This window comes from Luteimicrobium sp. DT211, assembly GCF_049844995.1.
Taxonomy (GTDB): Bacteria; Actinomycetota; Actinomycetes; order Actinomycetales; family Cellulomonadaceae; genus Luteimicrobium.
Map to the genome: position 1 here is coordinate 204813 of NZ_JBNCMC010000001.1, position 13913 is coordinate 218725.

Sequence of the window (13913 nt, forward strand, 5' to 3'; positions counted from 1 at the left end):
CCGCGGGGCCCGCGTCACGCCCCGGTCACCCGGCCGGGGCCCCCCGCACCCCGGGCCCCCGGCGCCCCCGGCCGTCGATGTCAGGCGGGTCGCGACGCGGCCCGGGTGACCTGAGGTCAGGCCTCGGCGCCCGCGAGGACGGTGTCGATCTCCTCGGCGAGGGCCCGCTTGGGGCGGCCGCCGACGAGGGAGCGGACGAGCTCGCCGCCGCGGTAGAAGTTCAGGGTCGGGATCGACACGACCCCATACGCGGCGGTGACCTGCGGGTTCGCGTCGGTGTCGAGCTTGACGACCTTGACCTTGCCGTCGTACTCCTGCGCGAGCTCCTCGAGGATCGGGGCGACCTGGCGGCACGGGCCGCACCACTCGGCCCAGAAGTCGACCAGGACGGGGACGTCGGACTCCAGCACGTCGGCCTTGAACGAGTCGTCGGTGACGGGGGCGGTGAAGTCACCCATGGGAACCTCCGGTGAGAGACGGGGCCGGCCGTGCGGGGTCGGCGTCGGGACGGTAGGACGTAGTGCCGTTCAGGCGAGGACCGCGGTGACAGCCTGCTCGGGCAGTGACGCGGTGCCGGTGACCTCGTCGAGGTAGGCCTGCGCGTCGAGGGCCGCCGAGCAGCCGGAGCCCGCGGCTGTGATGGCCTGACGGTAGGTGTGGTCCACGGCGTCGCCGCACGCGAAGACGCCGGGCAGGTTCGTGCGGGTCGTGCGGCCCTGGACCAGGATGTAGCCGTTCTCGTCCAGGTCGACCTGACCCTTGACGAGGTCGGTGCGCGGCTCGTGCCCGATCGCGACGAACAGGCCCGTCACGTCGAGCTCGCGCTCGTCGCCGGTGACGGTGTCGCGCAGGGTCAGGCGCTCGACCTTCGCGTCGCCGTGCACGCCCACGACCTCGCTGTTCCACGCGAAGTCGAGCTTCGGGTCCGCGGCCGCACGGTCGGCCATGATCTTGGAGGCACGGAGCTGGTCGCGGCGGTGGACCATGACGACCTTCGACGCGAACCGCGTCAGGAACGTCGCCTCCTCGACCGCCGAGTCGCCGCCACCGACGACCGCGATGACCTGGTCACGGAAGAAGAACCCGTCACAGGTCGCGCACCACGACACGCCGCGGCCCGAGAGCCGCTTCTCGCCCTCCAGGCCCAGCTCGCGGTACGCGGACCCGGTCGCGAGGATCACGGCCTTGGCCGTGTACGTCTCACCGATCGCCGTGCGGATGACCTTGACGTCGCCGTCGAGCTCGACCTCGGTCGCGTCGTCCCACTCGATCTGGGCACCGAACCGCTCGGCCTGCTTCTGCATCGACTCCATCAGCTCGGGCCCGAGGACGCCGTCGGGGAAGCCGGGGAAGTTCTCCACGTCGGTCGTGTTCATCAGCGCGCCGCCCGCGGTCACCGAGCCCGCGAGGACCAGCGGGTTGAAGCCCGCCCGCGCCGCGTACACGGCAGCGGTATAGCCGGCCGGCCCGGAGCCGATGATGACGATCTCGCGGGGGGTCGTGTCGGGGACGACGGCGGGCGTCGTGGGCGTGCTGTCGGTCACTGCTGCTCCTCGGGTGTGTCGCCGCCTTCAACCACGGCCTGCCCCCCATTGTTCCGTCTCCGCGGACGACGGCGCACGCGACCCGGCCGCGCGTCCTCCGGACGGTCCGGCGGCACAGGCGACAGGTTGGCGGCCCCCTCCCGGCTCAGGAGATCTGGATCTCGTTGAGCTCGACGCGGTTCTTGCCCTCCTGGGTCTTCGGCAGCACGTCGATCCACAGGACGAAGCGCTTGGCGGTGACCGGCTGGTCGAAGCTGAGGGTGGTCTCCGTCGAGAAGCTCGCCGAGGCGAGGACCGTGCCGTCGGTGGGATGGTCGGCGTCGGTCGCGCGCACCTCGACGTGGCCGCCCTGGTTGTTGGTGTCGAGGACGATCCGCGTGACAGGGGCAGCCTTCTCGAGCGTGATCTCGTAGCCCACGCCCGACTTCAGCCCGGAGAACTGCTGCGTGTTGTAGGTCCGCGTGTACCAGTACGTCTTGAGGTCGCCGTCGAACGCACGGTCGGCCGCCTCGGGGTGCTCGTTCTGGTCGCCCTGGGGCGGCGGGTCGACCTGCGCGCCCTTGGCGATGACGGGACGGACGTCCTGCTGCGGCTCCTGCGTGGCCTCGGGCGTGGAGCCCGGTGTCGTGGTCGGCTGCGGTGCGGCGGCCGCGGGGGTCGCCCTCTGCTGGTAGACGAGCGCGGGCTTGAAGCCGTGGGTCAGGCCGACGACGGCGAACACCGTCGCGACGACGACGCCCGCGGTGAACAGCGCGAGGACCACCCGCGTGGGGTCGAACCGGTGGCGCTCGACCTCCTCGGCCGACTTGGGCAGCCGGTCGCGCGAGAGACGCGGAGGCTCGGGCTGGAACGGCGCGTTCGCACCGGGCCACCCGCCGTCGGGACCGTTCGGGCCGCCGCCGCCCGGCGCCGCCGCCCAGGCGGCGGCCTGAGCGGGGGGCACGGGAGCGGCGCCCGCCTGCTCCCATGCGGCGGGTGCCGGCGTCGGTGCGGCGAACGTGGGCGCGGCGAGCGTCGCGCCCCCGACGCCCGAGGGGTCGCGCACGACCGCTCCTCCGACGCCCGCGGCGGACGCTGCTCCGGCGGTGGCCGCAGCGGCGCCCGGGTGCAGGACCGACTCGCGCGCGGGCGCCCCTGACGGACGGTCGGCCGACGTGGACTCCACGGGTGCGGAGACGGGCGGGGCGGAGGCGGCCGGCGCCTCGGACGGGAGCGCGCTCCACGGCTCGAGCGCGGCGACGACCTCCGCGGGCGAGTGCGGGCCGGTGCCCGTGGTGAACGTCGCTGCGCACAGCGTCACGAGGTCGCCCGGCGCCTGCGGCGCGAGCTGGTCGAGGCCGACGGGCGCGCCGTCGCGGGAGCGGGGGGCCGGCGTCGGGCGCGGCGCGTCGGCCGCGAGCCAGCCGCCGTCGAGCGCGGTGCCCGGCCAGCGGCCGCTCTGCAGGTGGTAGAGCAGCCCGACGAGGGCGTCGGCGTCCCGCCGCGACCCGACGTCACCGTCGGGATCCTCCCGGCCCACCACGGGGCCGTCGACGCCGAGGCCGGTGACGACCACCCGGGTCCCGACGATGCGCACGGCCTCCGGGCGCAGCGCCCAGTGGTGAAGCCCGCGGCGGCGCGCCGACTCGAGCGCGGCGGCGGCCTCCCCGACGATCGTGCGCGCGACGCTCGCGCTGAACGGCGCGGCTGCGACGAGCTCGCCGACGGTGCGCCCCTGGACCTGCTCGGTGACGACGTAGGGCACCTCGGTGCCGGGGCCGCCGAGCGAGTCGGCGAGGCGGTCGACGCCGACGTCGAGCACGCGCAGGAGGCGTGGATCGCTCACGAGCGCGGCCCGGCGCGCGGCGTCGAGGGTCGCGGCGACGTGGGGGCCCGACGGCAGCACGACGCGGACCTCGCGGCCGAGCACCTGGTCCTCGGCGGCCCAGACGGCCACGTTCGTCAGGTCGTGCGGCAGTGGCGCGGTGAGCGCGTATCGCGCGACGAGCGTGGTCCCGATGTCCGTCACGTGTCCTCGCTGTGTTCGTCGGCCGGCGTGCGCGTTCATCGTACGCATCGGCGTCAGGTCGAGCCTGGAGGCTCGGTCATCGACGCGCGACCCTGCGCAGCTTGTTCACGAAAGGTGCCAGGAGGTCCGACAGCTCGGTGACGCGAAGCAGGCGGAGTCCGGCGAAGTACACCACCGTCATGACCACGCCGGCGACGACGACGGTGACGAGCGCGCCGATCCAGGACGCCGTGCCGTCGCCCGGCAGCGCCCACAGGGCGACCGCGCCGACCGCGGCGGCGAGGAGCGTCGCGACGACCACGCGGGCGTGCTGGCTGAGCACGCGCGGCCCGTCGAGCCCGTGGAGCAGGCGCGAGACGCCGGCCGTGCGCAGGAGGACGGTCGCGGTGTTGGACACTGCCATCGCGACGCCGATGCCGACCACCCACAGGCGCGGGGGCAGCACGAGCGTCCCCAGCCATGACAGGAGGACGAGCAGGCCCGTGGCGGGCACCTGGATCCAGAAGACGGTGCGGCCGTCCTCGAACGCGAAGTACACCCACTTCATGAGGACCATGCCACCGAGCCCCACGAGCCCGAACGCCATGGCGGCGAGGACCTGGGCGATCGCCTGCGTGTCGGCGGCGCCGGCCGAGGGCACGAGGAGCTTGGTGAGCGGTCCGGCGAGGATCGCGACGACGGCGGTCGCGAAGAAGGTGAACACGCCCACGGTGCGCAGCCCGTGGGACAGGAGCCGGCGGACGGCGTCGAGGTCGGTCTTGGCCGCGGCGGCGGCGATGCCCGTGAACAGCGCGGTCGCGATCGACACCGTGACGAGCGAGTGCGGGAGCAGGTAGATCATCAGGGCCTGCGAGTAGGCGGCGTTGCCGGCCACGTGGGTCCCGTCCGCGGCGCCGGACGCGGACGACGCGAACCGCGTGACGAACGCGATCCCGATCTGCTCGAGCAGCACCGCGAGGAACGTCCAGCCCGCCACGTTGCCGGCGGACCGCATCCCGATGCCGTGGACGCCGAGCCGGAGGTGCCAGCGGAACCCCCGCCGGTACAGGGGCACGAAGAGGATGAGCGCCTGCGCGGCGATACCCGCCGTCGCGGTCCCCGCGAGCAGCGCGATCTGCGGCCCGTCCCAGGTGGTGACGTCCGCCGTCGCGCCGCCCTTGACGTACGGGCCGTACACGGCGATGTAGACGAGCGTGCCCGCGATCGCGACGACGTTGTTGAGCACGGGCGCCCACATGAACGGCCCGAACTGCCCGCGTGCGTTGAGGACCTGCCCGAGCAGCGTGTAGATGCCGTAGAAGAACAGCTGCGGGATGCACCAGAACGCGAAGGCGACGGCGAGGTGCAGCTGGTCCGTCGACCAGCCCTTGGTGTAGAAGCCGACGACGGCGCTCGCGCCCAGCGTGAGGATCGCGGTGATCGCGACGAGCGCGAGCCCGGCGAGGGTGAGCAGCTTGTCGAGGCGCTCCTGGGCGTTGCGCGCCTGGTAGGCGCGGATGATCTGCGGCACGAGGACGGCGTTGAGCACGCCGCCCGCGAGGATCGCGAACAGGATGTTGGGGAGCTTGTTCGCGACGTCGAAGGCGTTGGCGACGTCGCCGGTCACGCCGACGGCCGCGACCAGCACGATGTTGCGCACGAGCCCGAGCACGCGGGACACCGCGGTGCCGGCCGCCATGAGCGCGGTGCTGCGGCCCAGCGACGCCTGGGCGCCGGTGGCGGTCTCAGGCTCTGCGCCGGCCGCCGGCTCCCCGGGCACCCCGGCGCCGTCGGGCGCGGGACCGGTGGTGCCGTCCGCCCGGACGACCGGGATCGGGATCGTCGCGGCCTCGAGGTACGCCTCTTCGAGCGCGGGCACCTCGATGTCGCCCAGCGCCGCGCGGCCCGCGACGTCGACGTCGTCGCCCACGACGTCGGGCTGGCTCGCCCAGCGCGCGTCACCACCCCCCGCGCGCTGCGCCTGCGCCCGGCGTTCCCACGGCTTGGGCGCGCGCGACGGCGCGGACCCGCTCAGGCGGGGCCGCTGCGGCCGGCGTGCGTGGCGGGGTCCGATGGCTGGTCCTCACTGGTGCTGGGTGCGGGGTCGTGGCGTGCGGGAGCGTGGTCCGGTGGTGCGGGGACCTCGGGCGACGGTGGGCCCGGAGGACCGACGGTACCGGGCGACGACGGTGCCACGGGGACCTGGCCCGTCGCCTCGGGCGTGCCGGCGACCTCAGCCTCGGGTGCCTGCGCGCGCGTCACGCGGGCGCTGGACCGTCCGCGACGCACCGTACGCCAGATCCCTGCGACCAGCCCGAGCCCCAGCAGCACGACGATCACCGTCGTGGCGACCGTCTCCCAGGACGCGCGCACCCGGACGTCGAACGCGGGCGCCGTCGTGATGCTGCTGCCGCCGGGTGTGAGGAGCTCCACGTATGCGGACACGTTGCCGTTGCCGATGGCGCGGACGGGCACGCCCACGGTTGCGCTGTCGTGCGCGGCAACCGTGACCTCGGGCGTCTTGAGCACGCTGAGCTTGGGGTCGGTGGAGTGCAGCTCGACCCGGACGCGCGCGGGCTGGTCGAGCTGGTTGCGCACCGTGACGGGCAGGTCGCCCTGCGCGCTGATGATGTTGAGGGTGCTCCCGCCGACCACGGAGACGCTGCTCGTGACGGCGCGCGCCGCCTGGAGCGCCGCGCGGACGGCCTCGGTGCGCGCGGTGGTGTCCGAGCGGGAGGCGACGGCGAGCGGCGCGAGCGTGTCGGCCTCGATCGGGGCGGTCAGGGCGGTGGGGTCGTCGGCCACGGTCGCGAACCGGCCGACGGACGTCCGGGCGCTGAGGAGCGCGTCCACGGAGTCGGGGTCGAGCTCCTTGCTCGACGCCGCCGCGGCCACGGGCGCCCGCCGCGCCACGTCGTCGGGCTGCGCCTTCGCGAGGGTGCTGAGCGGCTGCAGCGCGATCCACGGGACGGCGGCCAGGGCGTCGAGCTCGGCGGACGCCGTGGCGGGGTCCGGGTCCCAGGTGCGGGGGAGCGTGGCGAGGAGCTGCGCGGCGTCCGCGGGGTCGGCGTCGGCCTGGCGTGCGACGACGGCCGTCTGGGCGAGGACGAGCTGGAGCGCGGTGGCCGTGTCGTCCGACCGGGCGAGCAGCGAGCTGAGCTGGTCGTCCGCGACCAGGGCGGTCGCGTCCCCGGCGTCGGTCTCGACGGTCGTGACGGCGTCCGGGGTCTTCGACGTCGGGGCGACCGGCGACAGGGAGCCGTCCTCGGTGCTGCGGGTGAGGACGAGCGGGCGGTCCGAGCGGACGGCCGCGGCGAAGGTGACCTTGTCGGGCGTGCCCGTCGCCGGCCACGCGAGGCCGTCGTTCCAGACCCTCCGCAGGTCGGTCTCGGTCTCGGACGCGCCGCAGCGCGCCGTCGTCACGGCGCTCGAGCCCCGGGGGAGGTCGTGGCCGGCGTGGGCGAGCGCCGAGGCGTCCGTGTCGAACGCGGGCAGGAGGTACGTGTCGTGGGACTTCGCGAGCGAGCAGACCTCGCGGGCCCAGCTCGCCGCGCCGCCGCCCGCCGTGGACGCGGACGCCACGAGCGCCGGGTCCGCGACCCAGGTGACGCCGGCGGCGGCTGAGGTGGCGTCGACGACGCGGCCGAGGCGGCCCGACGTCGCCGCCTCGAGCGCGGTCGTGCTCGCCTTGTCGTCGGCGGCATCGAGGGCGGGGCCGGTGATGGGCACGGCCACGGACAGGTTCACGGGTGTCACGGTCTCCGACGAGCCGGCCGCGCCGTCCGCCCCCACCGGGTACCAGAGCAGGAACGAGCGCACCACGGCGAGGCGGGGCGCCGTCGTCGGCGAGGTGCCGGCCCCGTCGGTGATCGTGACCGCGAGGGGACGGGGGCCCCAGACGGCCGTCAGGCCGAGCGTCGCGGCGTCCGCGGTGACGGTCGCGCGCCACGTCGCGCCCGGCGCGAGGGCGTGCGGGTCGTCCTCGGCCGCGAGGACCGGGCCGACGTCAGCGTCCGGCGCGGCCTCCGCCCACGTCTCGACGTCCGCCCGCGTCGACGGGCGGTAGCGGTTGAGCGAGAGCGAGGCGCGTGGCTCCGCGATCGCCTTCTTCGTGCCGTTGTGCACCTCGACGACGACGGTCACGTCCTCGCCCGGTCGCGCGACCGCGGGGCTGATGCTCACCAGGGTCGCGGTGACGGCTGCCTTCGTGGCCGACGGCACGCTGGCCGCCGTGGCGCTGGTGGTGGCGCTGCCGGTCATGGCGCCGCCCGGGGTGCCCGCGGTCGCCGTGGTCGTCGGCAGGAACACGCCCGCGAGCACCGCGAGCAGCAGCGCGGCGAGGGCCGACCGTGCCGTCCGCGCAGTCGGGGCGGGCCGCCGCCTCATGCGTCCGACGCGCGGTGCGTCGTGATGCTCGAGCGCACGTGCGTCCAGGTGGGGCGGCCGCGCAGCGCCTCGTGCGCCGCGTGGGCGATCCGCCGCTCGTTGGGGTACGCCAGACGTGACTCGAGCTCGTCGAGCGGGATCCACGCCGCAGCCTCCGCCTCCTGGTCGGGGTCGTCCTCGACCGTCAGGATGCCGCCCACCGCGCGCAGCAGGAAATGGTGCACGACCTTGTGGACGCGCCGGTCGTCGCCCGTGAACCAGTAGTCGATGGTGCCGACGTGGCTCTCGACGGTGCCCTGGATCCCCGTCTCCTCGCGGATCTCGCGGACCGCGGCCTCCTCGGGCGTCTCGTCGCCCTCGAGGTGGCCCTTCGGCAGGCACCACTCGAGCCGGCCGCCGCGGTTCCGCCGGGCGATCACCGCGGCGCGGGGGACGTCGTCGTCGTCGACCACGAGACCGCCGGCCGAGATCTCCTCCGACACGGGCAGCGACGCCGACGGCGACACGTGGACCTGGCGGAGCTCGTCCGGGTCGACCCACAGCGCATGGCCTCCTGGCGGCGCCGGGATGCCCTGACGTCCTGGAGGTGGCGCGGGCGTGGGCATGAACCAACTTTACCGACCTCGGTAGCGAGGACCGGTCACCCGCCACTCGGTAGGCTTGACCCTCGTGCCCAACCCCACGCCCGACGAGCTCGAGCTGCAGCGCCGCGCCCTCGGCGTCCTGACGGAGCTCGCGCCCTCGGCGATCGAGCTCGGCGCCATGTTCCGGGCGGCAGGCCACGAGCTGTCGCTCGTCGGCGGGCCGGTCCGGGACGCGTTCCTCGGCCGGGCGAGCAACGACCTCGACTTCGCCACGTCCGCGACGCCCGACCAGACGCTCGCGCTCCTGTCCGCGTGGGGCGACGCGCACTGGGACATCGGCAAGGAGTTCGGCACGATCGGCGCCAAGCGCTTCGGGGGGCGCGCCGGACGGCCGGAGGGCGACGTCGTCGTCGAGGTCACGACCTACCGGTCGGACGAGTACGACCACGCGACCCGCAAGCCCGTCGTCGCGTTCGGCGACAACCTCGAGGGCGACCTCTCGCGTCGCGACTTCACCGTCAACGCGATGGCGGTGCGCGTGCCGGACCTGGAGTTCGTCGACCCGCACGACGGGCTCGGGGACCTCGCGGCGAAGGTCCTGCGGACGCCGATCGAGCCGGAGCGCTCGTTCGACGACGACCCGCTGCGCATGATGCGGGCCGCCCGGTTCGCCGCGCAGCTCGGGTTCGCGGTCGAGCCGGCGACGTTCGCGGCGGCTCGCGGCATGGCCGAGAGGATCACCATCGTCTCGGCGGAGCGCGTCCGCGACGAGCTCGACAAGCTGCTGCTGTCCGCGTCCCCGCGCGCCGGGCTGGAGGTGCTGGTCTCGTCCGGCCTGGCCGAGCACGTCCTGCCCGAGCTCCCCGCGCTGCGCCTCGAGATCGACGAGCACCACCGCCACAAGGACGTCTACGAGCACACGCTGACCGTGCTCGAGCAGGCCATCGACCTGGAGACCGGCCCCGAGGGCGCCGTCCCCGCGCCCGACCTGGTGCTGCGCCTCGCGGCGCTCCTGCACGACGTCGGGAAGCCGGCGACGCGACGCTTCGAGGCCGGGGGCGGGGTCAGCTTCCACCACCACGAGGTCGTGGGCGCGAAGCAGGCGGCCAAGCGGCTCAAGGCGCTGCGGTACGACAAGGACACGATCAAGGCCGTGTCGCGGCTCGTCGAGCTGCACCTGCGGTTCCACGGGTACGGCGAGGGCGCGTGGACCGACTCCGCGGTGCGCCGGTACGTGACGGACGCGGGGCCTCTGCTCGAGCGGCTCCACCGGCTCACCCGCGCCGACTGCACCACCCGGAACCGCCGCAAGGCGCGCCGGCTCTCGGACGCGTACGACGACCTCGAGCGCCGCATCGAGCGTCTGCGCGGCGAGGAGGAGCTGGCCCGGATCCGGCCCGACCTCGACGGCCAGCAGATCATGGCGGCCCTGGGCGTCGGTCCGGGCCCCGTGGTCGGGGAGGCGTACCGGTTCCTCATGGAGCTGCGCATGGACCGCGGCTCCGTCGGCGAGGACGCCGCGCGCGAGGAGCTCCTCGCGTGGTGGGCCGCCCGCGCCGAGGCGTAGGTCCCGGACGCACGACGCGCGGCGCGTCGTCGGCCGTGTGGGCGGCGGACGGGAGCATGCTCGGGTGAAGGACGGAACGCCCGACCGGGAGGGACCCACGATGACGATCGCCATGCACCCGTCCGTCGGCGCGGGCACGCAGCCCGGCTGCGCCGACTGCGGGGACGCGCTCCACGACGGGGACGACGCGCGATGCCGCTGGTGCGAGGACAACCGCGCCCGGCACCCGGAGGACTACGAGCTCGTGGCCGTCGTCGTCCCGGAGGCTGTCGCGAGCTGAACGGGTTCGCGGGCCCCCCACCTGCCGAGCACCACCGCCAGCACGACGTACGCCGCGGCCATGGCGGCGAGGGTGGCAGGCGCGTCGCCGTCGTCGGGCAGGGTCGCCGCGGCGAGCGCGGCCGAGCCGACGAAGCCCGCGTTGTACAGGACGTCGTAGAGCGCGAAGGCGCGGCCGCGGAAGGCGTCGTCGACGTCGCGCTGCACGATCGTGTCGACGGCGATCTTCGCGCCCTGGGCGGCCAGCCCGAGCAGCACGGATGCGACGAGGATGGTCGGCAGGGCGACGTGCACCGTGAGCCCCTGCGCGACGGCGGCCAGGCCGAGGCAGCCGACGATCCAGCGCTGCGGGCCCGTGTACCGGCTCAGCGTCGGCGTGAGCACGACCGCGAGGCCGAAGCCGAGGCCCGTCGCCCCGAGCACGGACGCGAACTTGACGGCGCCCGCGTCGACGTCGGACGGGTCGGACAGCAGGTTGCGGCACTGCAGCAGCCAGGCGATGAAGACCATGCCGTACAGGAACCGGGTCACGAAGATGACGCCCAGGCCCTGCGCGGGGGTGCGGCGGGCGAGCAGGTAGCGGGCGCCGTCGAGCAGCTCCCTGCCCGTCCGCCCCAGCTCGGCCCGGAGCTCGCCGCGGTCGCGTACGACCTCCGGCCCCAGCGCCGGCCGCGCGAAGCGGGTCGCGAGCAGCGCCGCCACCCCGAACGCGGCCGCCGCGAACGCCAGCGCACCCGCGTCCTGGGCCTTGCCGTCCGGGAGCGCGAGGCGCGTCACGAACCCGACCGCCCCGCCGACGCCCGCCGCGACCGACCCGAGCGTCGGCACCAGCGCGTTCGCGGTGAGCAGGTGGCTCCGGGGCACCACGTGCGGGAGCGACGCCGAGAACGCCGACAGGAGGAACCGGTTCACGCTCAGGGCCGTCAGCGCCAGCACGTACACGGCCACGCTCACGCCCGACGATGCCATCACGACCGTCAGCGACGCCGCGAGGGCGAACCGCACGAGGTTCCCGACGACCAGCACCTGGCGTCGGCGCCAGCGGTCCAGGAACACGCCGGCCCACGGCCCGACGATGGTGAACGGCAGCAGCATGACTGCGAAGGCCGCGGCGACCTGGGTCGCGGTCACGCCCTTCGGGGACGTCGTCGCGGAGAAGAAGAAGAGGCTCGCCAGGCCCACCTGGAACATGCCGTCGCCGAGCTGGCTCGTGAGGCGGGCGGCCATGAGCCTCCGGAAGCCGGGGAGCTGGCCGAGGTCCCGGAGATCGGTGAGCACCGTCGCCTTCGACGTGCTGTCACCGTCGCGGCCCGGCCCGTCGGTCGCGCCGGTCAGGGGGACATCAGGCTCGGTCGGTACCACCGGCACAGCCTACGTGCGGCCCGAACCCAGGCGGCAACGGACAAAAGCCCGAGGGCCCGGCACGGACGAACCGTGCCGGGCCCTCGAAGGGTGAGACGACTCAGCGCTCCGCTGATGGTCGCTCTGCCGCTGCGCCGTCCTTCAGGCGGGTACCTCGTTCCTCGGTCCCCACCCTCCGGACGGCTCCGCGTCAGCGCTCCCGCTCGCCGCGGATGAACGCCTCGAGCTGCGCGCGACCCTCGGTGTCCTCCGTCTGCACGGGCGGGGACTTCATGAGGTAGGTCGACGCGGACAGGATCGGGCCACCGACCCCACGGTCCTTGGCGATCTTCGCGGCGCGGACGGCGTCGATGATGATGCCGGCCGAGTTGGGGGAGTCCCAGACCTCGAGCTTGTACTCCAGGTTCAGGGGGACCTCGCCGAACGCGCGACCCTCGAGGCGGACGTACGCCCACTTGCGGTCGTCGAGCCAGGCGACGTAGTCCGACGGGCCGATGTGGACGTTCTTGTCGTCCTTCTTGCCGGCGAGCGGGCCCGAGAGGTTCGACGTGACGGCCTGGGTCTTCGAGATCTTCTTGGACTCGAGGCGCTCGCGCTCGAGCATGTTCTTGAAGTCCATGTTGCCGCCGACGTTGAGCTGGTACGTGCGGTCCAGCACGACGCCGCGGTCCTCGAAGAGGCGGGCCATCACGCGGTGCGTGATGGTGGCGCCGACCTGCGACTTGATGTCGTCGCCGACGATCGGGACGCCGGCGGCCTCGAACTTCGCGGCCCACTCGGGGTCGGACGCGATGAAGACGGGGAGGGCGTTGACGAACGCGACGCCCGCGTCGATGGCGGCCTGGGCGTAGAATTTGTCGGCGTCCTCGGAGCCCACCGGGAGGTAGGAGACGAGCACGTCGACCTTGTTGTCCTTGAGGACCTGGACGACGTCGACGGGGGCGGCGTCGGACTCCTCGATCGTCATGCTGTAGTACTTGCCGAGACCGTCGAGGGTCGGGCCGCGCTGGACGGTCACGCCGGTCGGCGGGACGTCGGCGATCTTGATGGTGTTGTTCTCGGACGCGCCGATGGCGTCGGCGAGGTCGAAGCCGACCTTCTTGGCGTCGACGTCGAACGCGGCGACGAACTCGACGTCCGAGATGTGGTAGTCACCGAAGGTGACGTGCATGAGGCCCGGGACGGTGGAGTCCGGGGCGGCGTCCTTGTAGAACTCGACGCCCTGAACCAGGGACGACGCGCAGTTGCCGACGCCTGCGATGGCGACGCGGATGGAGGACATCCTCGCTCCTTACCTTCTCAAGTGCCGGGGCGACGTTCGCCGTCGGCTTGCTGGGTGCCTGCGGACCGGGAGGCCCGGGGCGGCTCGTTACTGCGGTGACCGACGGTCGTGTTCCGCGGTGATGAGCCCGTCCAGCCAGCGGACCTCGCGCTCGACCTGCTCGAGCCCGTGGCGTTGGAGCTCCCACGTGTACTCGTCCATGCGTGCGCGAGACCGGTTGGTGGACTCACGGACCGCCTCGAGCCTCTCGGTGAGCCGGCTGCGCCGGCCCTCGAGGATCCTCAGGCGGGTGTCGGCGTCCGTCTGCCCGAAGAGGGCGAAGCGGACGTCGAAGTTCTCGTCCTCCCACGCGGCAGGCCCGGCCTGCGCGAGGAGGGACTGGAGGTGTTCCTTGCCTTCTGCGGTCAGCTCGTAGACGATGCGGGAACGCTTGCCGGAGAGCGCGGGCGCGAGGTGCGCGGCGCTCAGCTCGGCGCTGTCGGTCCCGACGATCAGGCCCCGGGTCACGAGGGACTTCAGGGCCGGGTAGAGCGAGCCGTACGACAGGGCGCGGAAGGACCCGAGCACGAGGTTGAGCCGCTTCCGCAGCTCGTAGCCGTGCAGCGGGGATTCCTTGAGGAGGCCCAGGATCGCGGTCTCGAGCACGTCGGAACGGCTGCGCACGCGGGCACCTCCCTCAGGAATCAGAGTCGATGTATCGAGTTGATACATCGGGAGGTTACGTCGAGTCGATGCCTCGATGCAAGAACCGCCCGCGGCGGGCGCTTGTGAAGGACCGGCGGACGGCCGGGGCAACTGTGGCGAAACATCCGCCTGACCTGACGAACCGCCCGGTCCGGACGATGGTCGACCGCCTATCCTTCCGGAGGGCGTGGCGTCGGCTCACCCAGCCGTGCAGCAGCGCCCACCCGTGTCCTGACCG

Annotated in this window: 11 protein-coding genes; 2 read left to right on the forward strand and 9 right to left on the reverse strand. The window is 73.8% G+C overall.

Translation table 11 applies throughout. The features are described 5' to 3' along the window. Window positions 1-116: 116 nt before the first annotated feature. The 6 genes from trxA to ACLQ14_RS00975 form a co-directional block, all read right to left on the reverse strand. Window positions 117-458 carry a thioredoxin gene (gene trxA, locus ACLQ14_RS00950; RefSeq protein ID WP_425808925.1) on the reverse strand — a complete coding sequence of 114 codons (342 nt, stop codon included), beginning with the start codon at window positions 456-458 and terminating at the stop codon, window positions 117-119. A gap of 69 nt (window positions 459-527) precedes the next feature. Continuing rightward, window positions 528-1544, reverse strand: a complete 1017-nt coding sequence (gene trxB, locus ACLQ14_RS00955; RefSeq protein WP_425808927.1) for a thioredoxin-disulfide reductase — start codon at window positions 1542-1544, stop codon at window positions 528-530. Window positions 1545-1689: 145 nt separating this feature from the next. After that, the gene (locus tag ACLQ14_RS00960; protein WP_425808929.1) at window positions 1690-3552 is read right to left on the reverse strand and encodes a hypothetical protein; all 1863 of its coding nucleotides are present in this window, start codon (window positions 3550-3552) and stop codon (window positions 1690-1692) included. 76 nt (window positions 3553-3628) lie between these two features. After that, on the reverse strand, window positions 3629-5461 hold the full coding sequence (gene murJ / locus ACLQ14_RS00965) for a murein biosynthesis integral membrane protein MurJ (protein ID WP_425808931.1): 1833 nt from the start codon (window positions 5459-5461) through the stop codon (window positions 3629-3631). Between the two features lie 101 nt (window positions 5462-5562). After that, a complete protein-coding gene (locus ACLQ14_RS00970; protein ID WP_425808933.1) occupies window positions 5563-7917 on the reverse strand; it encodes a DUF6049 family protein in 2355 nt (784 codons plus the stop codon). Then, window positions 7914-8522, reverse strand: coding sequence for an NUDIX hydrolase (locus tag ACLQ14_RS00975; protein WP_425808935.1), 609 nt, complete (start codon window positions 8520-8522; stop codon window positions 7914-7916). The genes ACLQ14_RS00970 and ACLQ14_RS00975 overlap by 4 nt, the downstream gene beginning before the upstream one ends. A 64-nt stretch (window positions 8523-8586) precedes the next feature. Between ACLQ14_RS00975 and ACLQ14_RS00980 the strand changes: the two genes are divergently transcribed. Continuing rightward, a complete protein-coding gene (locus ACLQ14_RS00980; RefSeq protein ID WP_425808937.1) occupies window positions 8587-10068 on the forward strand; it encodes a CCA tRNA nucleotidyltransferase in 1482 nt (493 codons plus the stop codon). A gap of 100 nt (window positions 10069-10168) precedes the next feature. Next, on the forward strand, window positions 10169-10348 hold the full coding sequence (locus ACLQ14_RS00985) for a hypothetical protein (RefSeq protein ID WP_425808939.1): 180 nt from the start codon (window positions 10169-10171) through the stop codon (window positions 10346-10348). On the opposite strand, the gene ACLQ14_RS00990 is transcribed toward ACLQ14_RS00985, so the two are convergent. The 3 genes from ACLQ14_RS00990 to ACLQ14_RS01000 all read right to left on the reverse strand — a co-directional run bounded on the left by ACLQ14_RS00990 (window position 10303) and on the right by ACLQ14_RS01000 (window position 13654). Continuing rightward, window positions 10303-11709, reverse strand: coding sequence for an MFS transporter (locus ACLQ14_RS00990; RefSeq protein WP_425808941.1), 1407 nt, complete (start codon window positions 11707-11709; stop codon window positions 10303-10305). The two genes, ACLQ14_RS00985 and ACLQ14_RS00990, sit on opposite strands and share 46 nt — an antisense overlap. A gap of 190 nt (window positions 11710-11899) precedes the next feature. After that, window positions 11900-12991 carry an inositol-3-phosphate synthase gene (locus ACLQ14_RS00995; protein ID WP_425808943.1) on the reverse strand — a complete coding sequence of 364 codons (1092 nt, stop codon included), beginning with the start codon at window positions 12989-12991 and terminating at the stop codon, window positions 11900-11902. 87 nt (window positions 12992-13078) lie between these two features. Next, entirely contained in the window at window positions 13079-13654 is a 576-nt protein-coding gene (locus tag ACLQ14_RS01000) for a PadR family transcriptional regulator (protein WP_425808945.1), read from the reverse strand. Between the last annotated feature and the right edge of the window lie 259 nt (window positions 13655-13913).